Here is a 16,493-nt window from a genome sequence, read left to right as displayed (position 1 = left end):
TTAGCCCCGCGCCCGTCGTACCCGCAAGACACGCGTCTTGACCGCGTCACCTTCCCTCGGCAGTCAGGTTGCGAAACGAAACCGGCCACACAAGGCCTCTGGGGGAAGATCGCACCATGCAACACCGCCGTCTCGGCACATCTGCCATCGTCGTCTCGGACATCTGCATGGGCACGATGACCTTCGGCAGCCAGGCCGACGAAGCCGAAGCCTTCCGCATTCTCGACGAATGCTTCGATGCCGGCATCAACTTCTACGATACCGCCGAAGGCTACCCCGTGCCGCCCGACGCCAAGTGGGTCGGCCGCACCGAGGAAATCGTCGGCCGCTGGATGAAGACCAAGCCGCGCGACGCCATCATCATGGCAACCAAGGTTTCCGGCCCCAGCCACGTCTGGTTCCGCAGCCCCTTGCGCTCCGGCATGACCGCGCTCGATCGCCGCAACATCGTGACCGCCGTCGAAGCCAGCCTGACCAAGCTCCAGACCGACTACATCGACCTCTACCAGACCCACTGGCCCGACCATGACACCCCTTACGAGGAAACCATGGACGTGCTCGACGAACTGGTGCGCGCCGGGAAAGTCCGCATCACCGGCTGTTCGAACGAGACGAGCTGGGGCCTGATGAAGTCGATCGCCGCCTCCGAAAAGCTGGGCGCGACCCGCTACCAGACGATCCAGAACAACTTCAGCCTCAACAACCGCCGCTTCGAGGATGAGCTGGCGCAAGTCTGCCGCAAGGAAGGCGTCAGCCTGATCCCCTATTCGCCGATCGCGGGTGGTGTGCTGGCGGGCAAGTACAACGGCGGCGCCCGGCCCGAAGGCGCGCGCTTCTCGCGCTATCTCGCCATGGAAGGGCGCCAGGCGCAGATGGGCCGCCGCTTCGTCAATGAAAAGTCGCTGGCCTCGACCGAACGCTTCGCCGCCATCGCCGCCGAACACGGGCTCGATCCCGTGACGTTCGCGGTGGCATGGTCGAAGCAGCACGATTTCGTCGCCTCGACCATCGTCGGCGTCTCGTGCCAGGAACAGGTCGCCCCGATCCTCGCCGCCGCCGATCTCGTCCTGTCGGACGAAGCGATGAAGGCGGTCGACAAGGTCAGCCGCGAAATCATGTATCCGATGGGCTGATGCCCCGCTGGTGGGGCGGCTTCACAGGATGAAGTCGCCCACCCCCAGCGCGGTGGAGGAAACCACCTGGAACGCGAAGTCGGCGCTCTTGTCCCCGTTCACATCGCCGCTGACAAGGTAGTAGCCGCTCATCTTCTGCACGATCAGTTCGCCCGCGTGGCCGGTGAACTTGCTGCCGATCCCGAAGGCATTGTCCAGCCCGCCGCTGATCGCGTCGATGCCCGACAGGTCGATCTTGTCGCCCTGCGCGCGCGAAAAGTCGGTGATGCGGTCGGGCGCGCTGACCGTGCTGTCGGCCAGCGCGGCAAAGACGAAGCGGTCCGCCCCCAGCCCGCCGGTCAGCGTGTCCTTGCCAAGCCCGCCATTCAGCCAGTCGTTGCCGCCACCGCCGTTCAGGTTGTCGTCGCCTGCCATGCCATAGAGCTTGTTGGCGCCGTCGTTGGCCTTGATCGCGTTGGCCAGCGCATTGCCGGTGCCCGTCACCGACGCCGTGCCGATCATCGTCAGGTTCTCGACATTGTCTCCCAGCGTGAAGCTGACGCTCGAATAGACGATGTCGCTACCTTCATTGAGGTACTCCACCACCTGGTCGCGCGCGTTGTCGACGTAATAGGTATCGTTGCCCGCGCCACCGAACATCCGGTCCGCACCCGTCCCGCCATCCATCAGGTCGGCGCCCGCCCGCGCCACCAGCAGGTCGTCGCCCGCCCGGCCATAGAGCTTGTCGTTCCCGCCGCCGCCGTTGATCGCGTTGGCCAGCGCATTGCCATAGAGCAGGTCGTCATAGGCCGAGCCGGTGAAGTTCTCGATCCCGGTCAGCGTGTCGCTGCCGAAGCCGGTTGCGTTTACGCCGCTCTTTTCCAGGTCGACCGTCACGCCCGCCGTGGCCTTGCCGAAGGTCACGTAGTCCGAAAGCCCGGCGCTGCCCACGAAGGTATCATTGCCGCCCGTGGCCACGAACGAATAGCCTTCGATGCGCACCTGGATATGGCGATCGGTATTGTCTCCGATCGGGTTGGCGCGGCTGTCGACGACGAAGTCGACCTTGTCGCCCGCGGTCAGGCTCACCCCGCCAAGGTCGAGGTGGAACCTGTTGCCGTTCGCCGGATCATAGATCACCTGGCTGGCAACCGCGTTGCCGTTGACCTTCACCGTCAGCAGAACGCCGTCGTTGGTGGCGTCGTTGACGTCCCAGTCTCCGGTCAGGCTGTAGGTGCCGGTCTTCGCCACGGTGAAGCGCTCGACGATGTCGTACTTGCTCGAATTGTCCGCAGCGCCCCAGTCGACGGGCACGATCGAGGTCGCCGTCACCGCCAGCGGGCGCAGCCACTTGCTGCCAAGGTAGGGCGTCCACGGCTCGCCCGCGACCATCCCCCCGCCCATCGTGTAGAGCGCCTCTTCCCGGCCGCTGCCCACGTTCAGCGAAAAGTACGACCACGGCCCTTCGAACCCGGTCGTGCCGCCCTCGGTGTTGGTCACGTCGAACTGGTGATAGCTGTCGGCCACTAGGTCCGTCGCGGCGAACGTTACCGACGCGGCGGTGATCGTGCCCGCGCTCTTCAGGATCACCGGCTGGTCCATGCTGATCCGGCCATCGAAATTGGTGATCTGGTTGCCCGCCAGGTCATAGGCCGTCACGCCCGCTGCCAGCGTCACCGTGCGGGCCTCGCCCCACAGCACCGCCGAATGCGTGCCGAAGGCGTAGAGATAGCTGAAATCGTCGGTGGCAAGGTGCGTGACCTTGCCGTTCTCGGCCAGCATGCCCTGCAGCACGCTGAAGGTCACGCCTGCGGGCGTCAGCGCCTTGGTGGACTGGTCCCACAACTCCATGTTGGGGAACCACGATTGCCGCGCCAGCGCGTACCAGTCCGCGCTCTGGATGCCCGCCGCGCCCATGGCCGAAACCATCTTGGCAAGATAGGTCGGCGCATCGGTCAGCGCAGCGAAGTCTTGCCCGAACTCGGTCGCGCGGATGGCGATGGTGTTGCCGACGACCGAACGCAGCACGCCGATCTGGTCTTCGAGCTGTTCGGCGGGCGTGGTGTAGGGGTGGATCGCGATCGCATCCAGCCCGTCGAGCGCGCCCAGCGCCTTGAGATCGGCGAAGTAGTCGACCGGGATCGAATGCGCCGCTCCGCCGATCACCTCGACATGCAGCCCCGCACTGTTGACCGCGCCCTGCACCGCCAACAGCATCTTCGCATAGTAATCGTCGCGCTGCCCGGCACCGGCAGCCAGCACCGCGCCGTTGACGAAGCTGTCCGAATTGTACTCGTTGCCGATCTCGATCGCGGTCACGCCGGGAAACTGCTTCAGCGTCGCCACCACGAAATCGGCGAACGCCTTGCGCCCGGCGTCGGTGTAGACCGTGCCCCCGCTGTCGTAGAGCGCGTTGTTCGGCTGGAACACCAGCGTGACCGCCGCCCCCTTGGCGATGGCCTGTCCCACCCAGGCGACCTTCGGATCGGAAAAGTCATAGACGCCCGGCGCGGTCTCGACGTAGCCCCACGCCACGCCGTCGCGGATGGCAGTGGTACCCGCCTGCTCCGCGCCCGAGAACCAGGAAAAGCTCCAGCCCTGTCCGAAATGCGTCTGCGTGCCGAGGGAGAATGCCACGATCTGTGTCCTGCTGAATTTTGCAGGGCACCAAATATGCTACGGCAAGTTCTTGCCGATACAACAATCGGCGTGAATCGGGCGTTAACCTCAATGAAACCATGCTTTACAAGCGCATGATTTATATACGCAATTACCCCTATTTTCCGCGTACCACCCCGGTTCGGACCCTTTAATCTGAAAGAGTTGCCGCCGTCCTCTTGCCCTTCAACCATTTTCGCAGTGCACAAGAACGCACCAGGTCCCGAAAGTTTTTTGGTCATGCGCCGTTCATGGCCGGTAGGCCCCGATGGGCTAGGATTCGCCGCGTGAAGACCACGTTCGAAATCGTCGTCGCGCTGGCGACCAGCATCCTGTTCACCGGCGCGACGGTGGGTGCGGGGATTCTGGGCCTTGGCGCATTGGGCGCGGGCGGGTGCTTCTGGCTGTGGCGCTGGCTCAAGGGCGAGCGCAAGTAGGCCTCAGAACCTGCACCTCAGAACCTGCGTTCAGAACCTGCGTTCAGAACCTTCTCGCCACCGCGAACTCGGCCGCCTCAATCATCGCCGCCTTGGCCGCGCCATCGGGGAAGCGCGCGATCGCATCGGCGGCGCGCTGGGCATAGTGGCGCGCGCGTTCGCGCGTGGCGTTCACCGCATCGTGGCGACGGATCAGGCTGACGGCGTGGGCCAGATCCGCATCCGAATTGCGGTCCCCGGCGATCGCCGCGCGCCAGAACGTGCGCTCGTCCTCGTCGCCGCGCGCATAGGCGAGGATCACCGGCAGGGTCATCTTGCCCTCGCGGAAGTCGTCGCCCTGGTCCTTGCCCATTTCCGAGGCGTCCGAATCGTAGTCGATCGCATCGTCGGCCAGCTGGAATGCAATGCCCAGGTTCCGGCCATAGGCATCCAGCGCCATCTCGTCCTCGTCCGACCGTTCCGCCACCACCGCGGCAATGCGGCAAGCGGCGGCGAACAGCGCGGCGGTCTTGGCGTTGATGATGGCGAGGTAGCGTTCCTCGCTCGTCTCGATCTGGCGCTGCGCGACGAGCTGGTCGACCTCGCCCTCGGCGATCACCGCGCTGGCGTTCGACAGGATGCGCAGCACTTTCAGGCTGCCATCCTCGACCATCAGCTCGAAGCTGCGGCTGAACAGGAAGTCGCCCACCAGCACCGTGGCCGGGTTGCCATAGACGATGTTGGCGGTCTTCTTGCCGCGCCGCATGTCGGACCCGTCGACCACGTCGTCGTGCAGCAGCGTGGCGGTGTGGATGAACTCGACCGTGGCGGCCAGCTTGTAGTGGCGGCTGCCGCCGTAACCGAGCAGGCTGGCGCTCGCGAGCGTCAGCATCGGGCGCATCCGCTTGCCGCCGCCCGCGATCAGGTGGCCGGCCAGCGCCGGGATCAGCGGGATGCGCGATTGCATCCGGTCGAGGATCACCGCGTTGACGCTGTTCATGCCTTCGGCGACCAGCGCCATCAGCGGCTGCAACGAAGGCGCGGCCTTGCGGGGAAGCGGGTGAACGGTGGCAGTCATGGCTTGCCCGCTTGGCGAACGGGTCGACGCTTGGCAAGTCGCAAGTTGCACCCTAGGGGACGGGAAACGCGCAGATCGGGGGTTTGACGATGAACGAGGATCAAGTTCTGGCTGGCTATCGCCAGAGCATCGACAACATCGATGCGGCCATGATCCACATCCTCGCCGAACGGTTCCGCATCACCCAGGCGGTCGGCGCCTACAAGGCGGAAAACAAGCTTCCCGCCAGCGATCCGGGCCGCGAGGAGCGCCAGATCGCGCGCTTGCGCAAGCTGGCAGAGGACGCCCGGCTCGATCCCGAGTTCTCGGAAAAGTTCCTGCGCTTCATCATCCAGGAAGTGATCCGCCACCACGAAAAGGCGGCGTCGACCACGGCGGGTTGAGCTGCACGGCGCGAACGCCGCCGCGCAGCCCCGCTCAATCCTGCAGCGGAACGCCGGGCAACTGCTTGGCGGTGCGGATGGTCAGGCTGGTCTTGACGCTGGCCACGTTGGGGGCGGGCGTCAGCTTGCTGGTCAGGAATTCCTGGAAGCTCTGCAGGTCGCGGCTGACGATCTTCAGGATGAAGTCGATCTCGCCGTTCAGCATGTGGCATTCGCGCACTTCGGGCAACCCGCGCATGTGCTCCTCGAACTGGCGCAGCGATTCCTCGGCCTGGCTCTTGAGGCTGACCAGCGCGAACACCGTGATCGCAAAGCCCAGCTTGGATGCATCCAGTTCCGCGTGATAGCCCTTGATCACGCCCTCTTCCTCGAGAGCGCGCACCCGGCGCAGGCACGGCGGCGCGGTCAGCCCCACGCGTTGCGCCAGTTCCACGTTGGTGACGCGCCCTTCGTCCTGCAATTCGGCGAGAAGGCGCCTGTCGATAGCGTCCAGTGTGGCCATTGTCCCTTACCGCAACCCCGCCTAGAGCAACGCCAAGCGGGACGTCGACGGGAAGCCCGGCAACTTTCCACACCCAATCCGCACGTCGGCGATAATATTATTGTTTAATACCGCAATCGTGACACATTGCAACGCAATCAATCTGGTGCTTTTGCACGATTCCACAATTTGTTAGGGTCTGCCAGTCTACCGCTTGGCGACCGACCTCGCCGCAGGCCGACCACGCCACAGGAGCGCACCGCAGCAATGATCGTCGACGACCGCCTAGAAACCGTGCTGCGCACCCAGGCGGCCGGGCAGCTGGCGACGAAGATCCAGTTCCGCCAGCTGGCCGATCTGCTGGGCCGCGCAGGCGAAGCGGTGTGGACGCCTGCGCAACAGGCCGCGCTCGACCGGCTCGATGCGCATGCGGCAACGCTGGGCGAGGAAGATTGCGCCGCATTGCTGCGCTCGTGCGCGCTGCGCTCGCCGCGGCTGGTGCAGCATTTTGCGTGCCGGGACGCGAGCCTCGCGCTGGCCACCATAGCCGGCGCGCGGCTCAGCGAGGAACAATGGCTCGCACTCGTGCCGCAACTGCCCGTGCCCGCGCGCGGGTTCCTGCGCCACCGCCGCGATCTCGGCGACCGGGTGGAGGCCCTGCTCGCCCGCCTCGGCATCGACGATTTCGCACTGCCCGAACCCGCCGGCTACGCCGCGCAGGTAGATGCAGCGCCCCCGCCGCCGGTTGCCCGCATCGTCGAACTTGCCCGCACTCGCGCTGCGGCAGCCGAACCCGCAACGCGCCCGGCCACGCAGACCATTCCCGACCGCGAAGGCATCGGCGCCATCGTCCGCCGCATCGAAGCCTTCCGCCGCCATCGCGAAGGGCGCCCGCCCGCTCCGCCGGTGCCCGGCCTTGCCGAAGCCGAGGACGCCTTCGTCGCGGCCGCCGAACCGCCGCAGCCGCGCGTCACAACCGCGATCGACATCCGCATCGATGCCGAAGGCATGATCGTCGCGGCCGATTCCGCCCACGCCCCCATGCTGGTCGGCCACCGCCCCTTCACCGGCGAAGTCGATGCGCCCGCCACCTGCGATGCGGGCACGCTGCGCGCCTTCCGCGCGCGCCAGCCGGTCGAAGCGGGCCTGATGACGTTCGAAGGCACCGCACCCGTCGCCGGGTCGTGGCGGGTCGACGCTGTCCCCTCCTTCGCGCGCGAAAGCGGCCACTACACCGGCTATCACGCGCGCCTGCGCCGCCCCGAAGTCGGCCTGACCGTATCGGCAGCAAACGATGACGACGGCGACAGCAGCGCCGACCGCCTGCGCCAGCTGCTGCACGAACTGCGCACCCCGATCAACGCGATCCAGGGCTTTGCCGAACTGATCCAGCAGCAGCTGTTCGGCCCCACCCCGCACCAGTACCGCAGCCTTGCCGCCAGCATCGCGTCGGATGCCGCCCGGATGCTCGCCGGGTTCGAGGAAGTCGAACGGCTGGCCAAGCTCGAAACCGGCCAGGCCGAAACCGAGCAGGGCGAATGCGATCTGGCGGCAACGCTGGCACGCCTCGTCACCCAGCTCGAACCCGCGATCGGCCCGCGCGAGGTGCGCCTGCGCCTCGCCCTGCCCGAAAGCGCGGTGACCGTGGCGGTCGAATCGCTGGAGCTTGAACGCACCTTGTGGCGGATGCTGTCGGTCATCGCGGGCTCCGCCGCGCCAGGCGAACGGCTGGCCGTCTCGCTGGGTGAAGGCGCCGGCTATGCCCGCCTCGTCCTGCCCCTGCCTGCCGCGCTGGCCATGCGCGACGATGCGGCGCTGTTCGCGCCCGACAGCAAGGGCGGCGGCGTGATGCCCGGCCAGGCCATGCTTGGCAACGGCTTCGCGCTGCGCCTCGCCGCCGCCGAAGTGCGCGCGGTCGGCGGACATCTTGCCCGCGATGGCGCCCGCCTGCTCATCGACCTGCCGCTCGCCACGGCGCGGCGCGTGCCCGAACCGGGTCTCGGCCACGGCGCAAGCGGGGCCGCGTGACCGCGCCTTCACGGTCGGCCCACAGCCCCGGCATCCTCGGCCCCGGCATTCTGGGCCAACCCGGTCCCGCCGATTTCGTGCGCTTTCCCGCCGATTTCGGCCAGCGCTTCCTCGTCACCATCGATGCCGAGGAAGAGTTCGACTGGACCAAGCCGTTCGAACGCACCGGCCATGGCCTCTCCCACGTCCCGCGCCTCGCCAAGTTCCAGCAGTTCTGCGAAGGCTTCGGCGTCGCCCCGCTGTGGCTGATCGACCACCCGGTCGCCAGCGATCCGCGCACCGCCGAAGTGCTCGGCGATGCCGTGCGCGAAGGCCGCGCCGATGTCGGCATCCAGCTCCATCCCTGGGTCAATCCCCCGCACGAGGAGGAGCTGAACGTCCACAACAGCTTCGCCGGCAACCTGCCGCCCGATTTGGAGCGGGCCAAGCTGCGGTCCTTGCGCAATCTCGTCGAACAGGCGTTCGGCGTCCCCCCGCTGGTCTATCGCGCGGGTCGCTATGGCGTCGGCCCGGCGACGGCGGGCATCCTCAACGACTGCTCGATCGCGATCGACAGCTCGGTGCGCACCCGCTTCGACTACAGCGGCCACGGCGGACCCGATTTCAGCCACCTGCCGCTGCACCCGTGGTGGGTCGATGCGGAAAAGCGCCTGATGGAGCTGCCGCTGACCACGGTGTTCTGGGGCCCGTTGCGCCGGCAAGGCCCCGCGCTCTATCCCGCGCTGTGGCGCGTGCCGCGCCTGCGCGGATTGCTTGCCCGCACCGGCCTGCTCGAACGCATCCCGCTCACCCCCGAAGGGGTCAGCGCCGACGAAGCACTGCGCGGCATCGACATCGCGCTCGACGATGGGTTGCCGGTGCTGGTGTTCTCGTTCCACAGCCCATCGCTGCGCCCCGGCCACACCCCTTACGTGCGCGACGAGGAGGAACTCGATCGCCTTTACGACTGGTGGCGCACCGTCTTCGCCTGCCTAGAACGGCGCGGCGTGCGCCCCGCCTCCATGCGCGAGATCATGGCAGCCGCGCAAGTCTAGAGCCAGATGTAGGCTCCAGGCCCCGCTTGCCAACGCGCCACAGCGCCATTAACGCGAGGCGCGTGGGCCCGTAGCTCAATGGTTAGAGCTGGCCGCTCATAACGGCTAGGTTGCGGGTTCGAGTCCTGCCGGGCCCACCATGCCTGCCTCAATCCCCCGTCGCGAAGTGATCCGCCAGCTCGTTGGCGTGGAAGCCGTGGGTGTACGATTGCGGGTCGAGCGGCAGCATCGTGGCGTTCCACGCGGCCCACTGGTCGGCCAGCGCTCGATAGGTTTCCGGCACCCTGTCCTTCAGATTGGCGCGCTCCTGCGGGTCGGCCTCGACATCGAACAGGAATGTGTTCTCGCCGATCTTCAGGTACTTCCAGCGCCCGCGTCGCGCCGCCTGCTGCGCGTGGTTCTTGTAGCGCCAGAACAGCGTGCGCTCGGGCAGCGCCCCGCCTGCCAGCGCCGCGCGAATGTCGATCCCGTCGCTGGCGAAGCCCGGCGCGGGCGCGGCACCGGCGGCGGCAAGGAAGGTCGGCAGCCAGTCCATCGTGATGACCTGCGCCGCGCTGGTCGAACCGGCTTGCGTCACCCCCGGCCAGCGCACGATCGCGGGAATGCGCAAGCCCCCTTCGAGCAGCTCGGTCTTGCGCCCGGTGAAGGGGTAGGTATCCGAAAAGCGTTCGCCGCCATTGTCGCTGGTGAAGACGACGATGGTGTTGTCCGCCTGCCCGCTGGCATCGAGCGCGGCCAGCACGCGGCCGATCTGCTCGTCCATGCGGCGCACCATCGCGGCATAGGTCGCCTGCGTGCCGCCATCGAAATGGAACAGCGCCTGGGGATCCTTCTTGGCTGCGAGGCGCGCGGCTTCATCCTCGTCACCCGGTGCCTCCCACGGCCAGTGCGGCGCGGTGAAGTGCAGGCTGAGGAACCAGGGGCGCAGGCCCTTCGCCGCCGCGCCGATCTCGGCGATGGCGTGATCGGCCAGCAGGTCGGTCATGTAGCCCGCCTGTTCCACTGGCGTCGCGCCGTCCCACAGGTCCGGCTGCCCGGCGCTGGCGGCGTGGGTGTAATAATCGACCGCGCCGCCGCGCAGGCCGTAGAAATGCTGGTATCCGCTCTTGATCGGATCGAAATCGGGCAGGCTGCCCAGGTGCCATTTGCCGACCAGCGCCGTGCGGTATCCCGCCTTGGCCAGCAGCGAAGGCAGCGTCGGGTGGCTGGGTGGCAGGCCGATGTTGGGGCGGTTGGCCAGCGGCTCCTCCAGCCCCACCGGCAGGCGATACTGGTAGCGCCCCGTGATCAGCGCGACGCGGGTGGCCGTGCAGACCGCGCTGTTGGCATAGGCCTGCGTGAAGCGCAGCCCCTGCGCCGCCAGCGCATCGAGCACGGGCGTCTGGTAATCGCGCCGCCCGTAGCACGACAGGTCGGCAAAGCCGAGATCGTCGGCCATGATGTAGAGCACGTTGGGACGCTGGCGCGGCGTCGCCGCGAAGCTGGCCGGAGCGAGTGCGAGCGAGGTGGCGGCAGCGGCAGCACCTGCCAGCGCGGCGCGGCGGGTCACCCCGCCACCGACGGTGGATTGGGTCATGTTCGATGATTCCCTGATGGAGAGGACCGCCCGCGCGTGGTCGCGTGGGGCGCGTTCCCGTGTGACATATCGCGCCCCGCCCATTTGTCTACGCATTGAATAGACTTTTCGCGCGACGCGCCGAAAAGCCCTTCTCGCGCCGCTGATAGTAAAGCTTTGGCTTGACCGTTATGACTCAACCGAATAGGTAGACATTACCCCGGCAGGGAGGCGACCGGCCTTTCCGCTCTCGTTTCGGGTTCCGGTCCGCGGCATTTTACGGGCAAGCTTTGCTCCGCGTTACCAAGTGCTAAAGCGCGCGACACCAGGGCGACAGCGCCAGGCGTCGTGTTCCCCTCAACCAATGAGGTGACATGATGCGAATGACCATGACCCGCGGCTGAGCCGCACCAGGGGACCGATGACGAGCCGCTGAGCGCCACCTTGGACGGGGCGCATCGGGCCGCATCCAGAGGTTCCGCTCCACCATACGACACATCGCTTCCGCCGCTTGCCGCGGCAGGAGGACGACCATGCACAGACTGACGCAGGCCGACCTGCGCGATCTGGGCCGGTATCCGGTGTCGCTGCAGCAGACCATCGTCGCCCTTGCGGGCGTCGAGCCCCCGGCGTGCGCCGGCGGCCTGCCGGACAGCGCGCCTGCCGCCCCCCGATCCGCTGAAGAACGGCCCGACCAACAAGGTTCAGGGATCGACCAATGAAGACCGTTTTCAACACTGCCTCGGCCGCGCTGTTCGCTTCGGCAAGCGCGCTGGCCCTTCTCGCCACTCCCGCCTTCGCTGCGGAAGACCAGGCCGCGCCCGCCGACAGCGCCGTGGCCCCTGCCGACAGCGCCGATGGCGAGACAATCATCGTCACCGGCTCGCGCCGCCGCGAGGAGAACGTGCAGGACATCCCGCTCGCCGTCTCCGTGGTCAGCGCCGCCGCGCTCGAAAAGCGCGGCGACTACACGCTCGGCCAGATCCAGCAGCAGGTGCCCAGCCTGCAGGTCTTCAGCTTCAACCCGCGCAACACCAACATCAACATCCGCGGCCTCGGGTCGAACGTGTCGCTGACCAACGACGGCCTCGAAAACGGCGTCGGCTTCTACATCGACAACGTCTACTACGGCCGCGTCGGCCTGACCCAGTTCGACCTCGTCGACCTCGAAAGCATCGAAGTGCTGCGCGGGCCGCAGGGCACGCTGTTCGGCAAGAACACCACCTCGGGCGTCATCAACATCTCCAGCCGCAAGCCCAGCTTCGCGCCCGAAGCCTCGTTCGAGGCGAGCATCGGCAACTATGGCTATCACCAGATCCGCGGCTCGGTTTCGGGCGCGGTGGTGCCCGATCTGCTGGCGGTGCGCGTGTCCGGCGCGATCAGCCAGAACAACGGCTTCACCTATAACAAGACCACCGGCACCCGCGCGCAGGACTATCGCAACGAAAGCCTGCGTGCGCAGGCGCTGTTCACGCCCTCGTCCGACCTGCAGGTCCGCGTGATCGCCGACTATTCGCGCCAGCGCCAGCATAACGTGCTCAACCTGTTCGTCGCCAACCACACGACCTTTGCCGATGGCGTGACCATCCCGAACAACTTCTCGGCCCGCGTCGCGCGCTTCCCCGGCTATACGCTGCCCAGCTTCGACGCCTTCGACCGCACGGGCGAAGCCGACAGCCACTACCAGGCCAACATGGCGGGCTATGGCGTGTCGGGCCAGGTCGACTGGGATCTGGGCGCTGCCGAGCTGACCTCGATCACCGCTTATCGCTGGTGGGACTGGGACCCGGCCAACGACGCCGACAACACTTCGCTGCCGGTGATCGTCAAGGCGCAGCAGGCCAACCGCCAGCGCCAGTTCAGCCAGGAAATCCGCCTCGCCAGCAAGGGTGCGAACACGATCGACTACGTGCTGGGCGCCTACTACTTCTGGCAGACGGTGCGCGGTTACGGCGCGACCGGCTATGGCGAGGCCGCGCCGACGTGGTTCATCCCCGCCGTGCCCGCTGCGGTCGCCAACGCGGCGCTTAACGGTTACGAGGTCAACTCGTACTCCGAACCGCGCACGAAGACTTTCGCGCTGTTCGGCCAGACCGACTGGCACGTCACGCCGACGCTGACGCTCACCACGGGCCTGCGCTTCACCCACGAGGAGAAGAAGGGCGTCTTCGAACAGTGGGTGGCCAAGGCGGCTGACATCTCGGCCTTCCCCGATGCCGCCAAGGCCGCGATCCTGGGTATTCGCGCCAACTTCAACAAGATCGTCCCGCTCTACGAAACCGGCTTCAAGGACGACAGCCTCTCGGGCCTCGCCTCGCTCAGTTGGAAGGTCGCGCCCGACGTTCTCGTCTATGGCACCTATGCGCGCGGCAACAAGTCGGGCGGGCTCAACCTCACGCAGCTGCCCGCCAGCATCACCGATGCGACCGTGCGCCCGGAAAAGGTCGATTCATTCGAACTCGGCTTCAAGTCGCAGTTCTGGGATCGCCGCGCCACGCTCAACGCCGCCGCGTTCCTGACCGAGATCAGCGACTATCAGACCGCGATCACCGACGTCGATCCGGCCAACCCGCTGGTCAACCGGCAATACATCGCCAACATCCCCAAGGTGCGTTCGAAGGGCGTCGAGGGCGACTTCAACCTCGCGTTGAGCGAGCGCTTCCAGTTCAACGCCTCGGCCAGCTACACCGAAGCGACCTACGTTACCTACACCAATGCCCCGGTCGCGCCAGAACAGCACGGCATCGTCAACCAGGACCTGTCGGGCCAGCAACTGCCGGGCGTGCCCAAGTTCGCCTATACCCTCGGCGCCGATGCCAATGCGCCGCTGGGCGACCTCGGTGGCCGCGAGGTGAGCGTCTACGCCCACGCCGACTGGTCGTACCGCACCCACTTCAACACCTCGTCGAGCAATTCGCTCTGGGCCGATGTGCCCGGGTACGGCCTGCTCAACGCGCGCATCGGCTTCAAGACCGCCGACGGCCTGTGGGACGCCTCGATCTGGGCAAAGAACCTGCTCGACAAGGATTACTACCTCAGCCTGTCCGCCGCCACGACCGGTGTCGTCACCGGCCAGGTCGGTGAACCCCGGACCATCGGCGCCACCTTGCGCACGAAGTTCTGACCCCCTCTCCGCCCACGATCCCGGACGCGAAGGAGCCCGTTTCATGCCCTATTACGCTGCCTCTGCCGATGCTGCTCCGCAGGCGCTCAGCAGGACGAGGCTCCTTCGCTTTTCGGCCATGGCGGTGCCGATCTACGCCGCCGCGCAGCCGGTCATGGCCTTCGTGCCCGCAATCCTCGCCCGTCACTACGGCATGTCGCTCGCCACGCTGGGTGTGCTGCTCCTGGCCGGACAGGCGATCAATTCGCTGCTCGATCCCGTGATCGGCGCACTGTCCGACCGGACGGTGAGCCGGTTCGGGCGGCGGCGGCCGTGGATCGCGGGCGGCGGCCTGCTGTTCATCGCCGGTTGCGCGATGCTGTTCTTCCCCCCGCCCGGCTGGGTCAGCGTCAGCTGGGTCTCGATCGCGGTGCTGCTCTACTACACGGGCGCTGCCGCCACGACCACGGCGCTGCTCGCCTGGTCGGGCGAGATCAGCGGCGATTATCACGAGCGGACCCGCATCGCCTCGCTGTTCACATTCCTGTCGGCCTCGGCGCTGGTACTCACGCTACTCCTGCCCGCCATTGCCGACCAGATCCGGCCTGACGACGGCCCGCTGCGCCTCACCCTGTTCGGCACGCTGGTGCTGGCAACCGCCATTCCCGGCCTCTGGCTGACGCTGACCGCGCTGCCCGATCGCAGCGCCGTGCGCGGCGAACAGGGCCCGTTCGACCTCAGGTCAACGCTGCGCGCGATCTTCGCCAACCCGCTGCTGCTGCGCGTGCTGGCTTCGGACACCGCAGTCACGGCGGGGCAGGGCGTGCGCACCGCGCTGCTGCTGTTCGTCATCACCATCTACTTCGGCAAGCCCGAATGGGCGGCGGGGATGTTCCTGTTCCAGTATTCGTTCGGCATCCTCGCCGGGCCGATCTGGCAGCGCATCGGCACCCGCCTCGGCAAGAGCCGAGCCGCCGTGCTGGCCGAACTCGTGCAGGCCGCGATCAACTTCGGCCTCGTGTTCCTCACCCCTGACCGCTTCGGCCTGATGCTGGCGCTCGCCTTCCTGCAGGGCCTCAGCCAAGGCTCGGGCAACCTGTTCCTGCGCTCGATGGTGGCCGACATCGCCGACCATCACCGTGCGAACACCGGCGAGGACCGCGTCGGCCTCTACTACTCGGTGTTCAGCGTCTCGCAGAAGCTGGGCGGCGCGATCGCGGTGGGCGTGGCCCTGCCGCTGGTCTCGGCCTTCGGCTTCGACCCGCGCGGCGTGGTCAACACGCCCGATGCGCTGCGTGCGCTGATCCTCGTCTTCGCGCTCGGCCCCGCGCTCGCCCACACGCTCGCCGCGCTGCTGGTCGCCGGCTTCCCGCTCGACAGCAAGGCCCACGCCGAAGTGCGCCGCAAGCTCGCGTACGAACCGCCCCGGCTCGTGCCGGCGGAGTGACAGCCCTTTCCCCTGAAGCCCCTCCAACCCTCGGAGTAATGACCATGACTGCCATCGTTACCTACGCCAATGCCAAGGACCCCGCCTCCCCGCTCGACATCGTGCCCGTCACCGGCACCATCGGCGCCGAAATCCGGGGCGTGACGCTCTCTGGCGATCTCGACGAAACGACCGTGCAGGCGATCAAGGATGCCGTGGTGCGCCACAAGGTGGTGTTCTTCCGCGACCAGCACGACCTCGACGATGCTCGACACGAAGGGTTCGCCTCGTTGTTCGGCGATCCGGTGGCGCACCCGACCGTGCCCGTGGCCGAAGGTTCGCGCTACCTGCTCGAACTCGACAGCAAGGAAGGCTACGCAGCCTCAAGCTGGCACACCGACGTGACCTTCGTCGATGCCTATCCCAAGGCCTCGATCCTGCGCGCCATCACCATTCCGGAAGCGGGCGGCGACACGCTGTGGGCCAATGGCGAAACCGCCTACGAAGGCTTGCCCGAAGCGCTGCGCCAGCTGGTGAACAACCTCTGGGCCGTCCACACCAACCTCTACGACTACGCCGCCGTGCTCCAGAACGCGCCCAAGGGCGATGCGACCGAGAACGAGCGTGCGCTGTTCCAGAAGAACGTGTTCGCCTCGACCGTCTATGAAACCGAACACCCGGTGGTCCGCGTCCACCCGGTTTCGGGCCAGCGCAGCCTGCTGCTGGGCCACTTCGTCAAGCAGTTCGTCGGGCTGAACCAGGCGGATTCGGCGCGCCTGTTCCAGATCCTGCAGGATCACATCACCCGCCCCGAAAACGTCGTGCGCTGGAACTGGCGCAAGGGCGACGTGGCGTTCTGGGACAACCAGTCGACCCAGCACCGCGCTGTCGCCGACTTCGGCCTGCAGCGCCGCACGCTGCGGCGTGCGACCGTAAATGGCGAAGTGCCGGTGGGCATCGACGGACGCCTGAGCCGCACCGTGCGCAAGGAAAAGGCCGCAGAATACCAGCCGGCCTGATCTGTTTCCCCCGGAGGCGGCCTCCCTCGGCCGCCTCCACCTGCCTTGCAGAGAGTCAGCCCGATGGTCCGCAATGCCCGTCCCGACCACGGCGGCAGGCGCCGCGGCAGTCGGGAGCCTGCATAACCAATCGGGCGATAGCGCCTCATTCCGCCATGCTTAAGGATGCCTTGCCGGCCCTCGGCAACGGATGAGATTCC

13 protein-coding genes and 1 tRNA gene are annotated in these 16,493 nt (G+C 67.0%); 10 read left to right on the top strand and 4 right to left on the bottom strand.

Annotation, left to right across the window (positions count from 1 at the left end):
• The first annotated feature begins 116 nt into the window (after positions 1-116).
• The gene (locus K3A84_RS04760) at positions 117-1,133 is read left to right on the top strand and encodes an aldo/keto reductase (protein WP_225008187.1); all 1,017 of its coding nucleotides are present in this window, start codon (positions 117-119) and stop codon (positions 1,131-1,133) included.
• A gap of 21 nt (positions 1,134-1,154) precedes the next feature.
• Here the strand turns inward: K3A84_RS04760 and K3A84_RS20490 are convergent, their stop codons facing one another.
• Positions 1,155-3,749 carry a calcium-binding protein gene (locus K3A84_RS20490; RefSeq protein WP_225008186.1) on the bottom strand — a complete coding sequence of 865 codons (2,595 nt, stop codon included), beginning with the start codon at positions 3,747-3,749 and terminating at the stop codon, positions 1,155-1,157.
• Positions 3,750-4,057: 308 nt separating this feature from the next.
• On the opposite strand from K3A84_RS20490, the gene K3A84_RS04750 reads away from it, so the two are divergent.
• Positions 4,058-4,207: a hypothetical protein gene (locus K3A84_RS04750; RefSeq protein ID WP_225008185.1), complete on the top strand. Its 150-nt coding sequence runs from the start codon at positions 4,058-4,060 to the stop codon at positions 4,205-4,207.
• A 43-nt stretch (positions 4,208-4,250) separates the two neighbouring features.
• Here the strand turns inward: K3A84_RS04750 and K3A84_RS04745 are convergent, their stop codons facing one another.
• Entirely contained in the window at positions 4,251-5,264 is a 1,014-nt protein-coding gene (locus tag K3A84_RS04745; protein ID WP_225008184.1) for a polyprenyl synthetase family protein, read from the bottom strand.
• Between the two features lie 89 nt (positions 5,265-5,353).
• Between K3A84_RS04745 and K3A84_RS04740 the strand changes: the two genes are divergently transcribed.
• Positions 5,354-5,647: a chorismate mutase gene (locus K3A84_RS04740; RefSeq protein WP_225008183.1), complete on the top strand. Its 294-nt coding sequence runs from the start codon at positions 5,354-5,356 to the stop codon at positions 5,645-5,647.
• A 34-nt stretch (positions 5,648-5,681) separates the two neighbouring features.
• On the opposite strand, the gene K3A84_RS04735 is transcribed toward K3A84_RS04740, so the two are convergent.
• Positions 5,682-6,149 carry an Lrp/AsnC family transcriptional regulator gene (locus K3A84_RS04735; protein ID WP_225008182.1) on the bottom strand — a complete coding sequence of 156 codons (468 nt, stop codon included), beginning with the start codon at positions 6,147-6,149 and terminating at the stop codon, positions 5,682-5,684.
• Positions 6,150-6,395: 246 nt separating this feature from the next.
• Between K3A84_RS04735 and K3A84_RS04730 the strand changes: the two genes are divergently transcribed.
• The 3 genes from K3A84_RS04730 to K3A84_RS04720 all read left to right on the top strand — a co-directional run bounded on the left by K3A84_RS04730 (position 6,396) and on the right by K3A84_RS04720 (position 9,330).
• Positions 6,396-8,156: a sensor histidine kinase gene (locus K3A84_RS04730; RefSeq protein ID WP_225008181.1), complete on the top strand. Its 1,761-nt coding sequence runs from the start codon at positions 6,396-6,398 to the stop codon at positions 8,154-8,156.
• A 32-nt stretch (positions 8,157-8,188) separates the two neighbouring features.
• The gene (locus tag K3A84_RS04725) at positions 8,189-9,190 is read left to right on the top strand and encodes a polysaccharide deacetylase family protein (RefSeq protein WP_404823123.1); all 1,002 of its coding nucleotides are present in this window, start codon (positions 8,189-8,191) and stop codon (positions 9,188-9,190) included.
• A gap of 64 nt (positions 9,191-9,254) precedes the next feature.
• Positions 9,255-9,330 (top strand) — tRNA-Ile (locus K3A84_RS04720).
• Between the two features lie 8 nt (positions 9,331-9,338).
• Here the strand turns inward: K3A84_RS04720 and K3A84_RS04715 are convergent.
• Positions 9,339-10,766 (bottom strand): sulfatase-like hydrolase/transferase, encoded by a 1,428-nt coding sequence (locus K3A84_RS04715; RefSeq protein ID WP_225008180.1) that lies wholly within the window; start codon positions 10,764-10,766, stop codon positions 9,339-9,341.
• Between the two features lie 512 nt (positions 10,767-11,278).
• On the opposite strand from K3A84_RS04715, the gene K3A84_RS04710 reads away from it, so the two are divergent.
• The 4 genes from K3A84_RS04710 to K3A84_RS04695 are packed head-to-tail and all read left to right on the top strand — an operon-like array spanning position 11,279 to position 16,293.
• Complete coding sequence (locus K3A84_RS04710) at positions 11,279-11,467, top strand: hypothetical protein (RefSeq protein WP_225008179.1); 189 nt, start codon at positions 11,279-11,281, stop codon at positions 11,465-11,467.
• Complete coding sequence (locus K3A84_RS04705) at positions 11,464-13,869, top strand: TonB-dependent receptor (protein ID WP_225008178.1); 2,406 nt, start codon at positions 11,464-11,466, stop codon at positions 13,867-13,869. The genes K3A84_RS04710 and K3A84_RS04705 overlap by 4 nt, the downstream gene beginning before the upstream one ends.
• A gap of 43 nt (positions 13,870-13,912) precedes the next feature.
• On the top strand, positions 13,913-15,295 hold the full coding sequence (locus K3A84_RS04700; RefSeq protein ID WP_225008177.1) for an MFS transporter: 1,383 nt from the start codon (positions 13,913-13,915) through the stop codon (positions 15,293-15,295).
• 44 nt (positions 15,296-15,339) lie between these two features.
• The gene (locus tag K3A84_RS04695) at positions 15,340-16,293 is read left to right on the top strand and encodes a TauD/TfdA dioxygenase family protein (protein WP_225008176.1); all 954 of its coding nucleotides are present in this window, start codon (positions 15,340-15,342) and stop codon (positions 16,291-16,293) included.
• Positions 16,294-16,493 lie beyond the last annotated feature (200 nt).

It is taken from the genome of Novosphingobium percolationis (assembly GCF_020179425.1).
GTDB lineage: Bacteria > Pseudomonadota > Alphaproteobacteria > Sphingomonadales > Sphingomonadaceae > Novosphingobium > Novosphingobium percolationis.
This window is presented reverse-complemented; position numbering and strand designations above follow the sequence as displayed.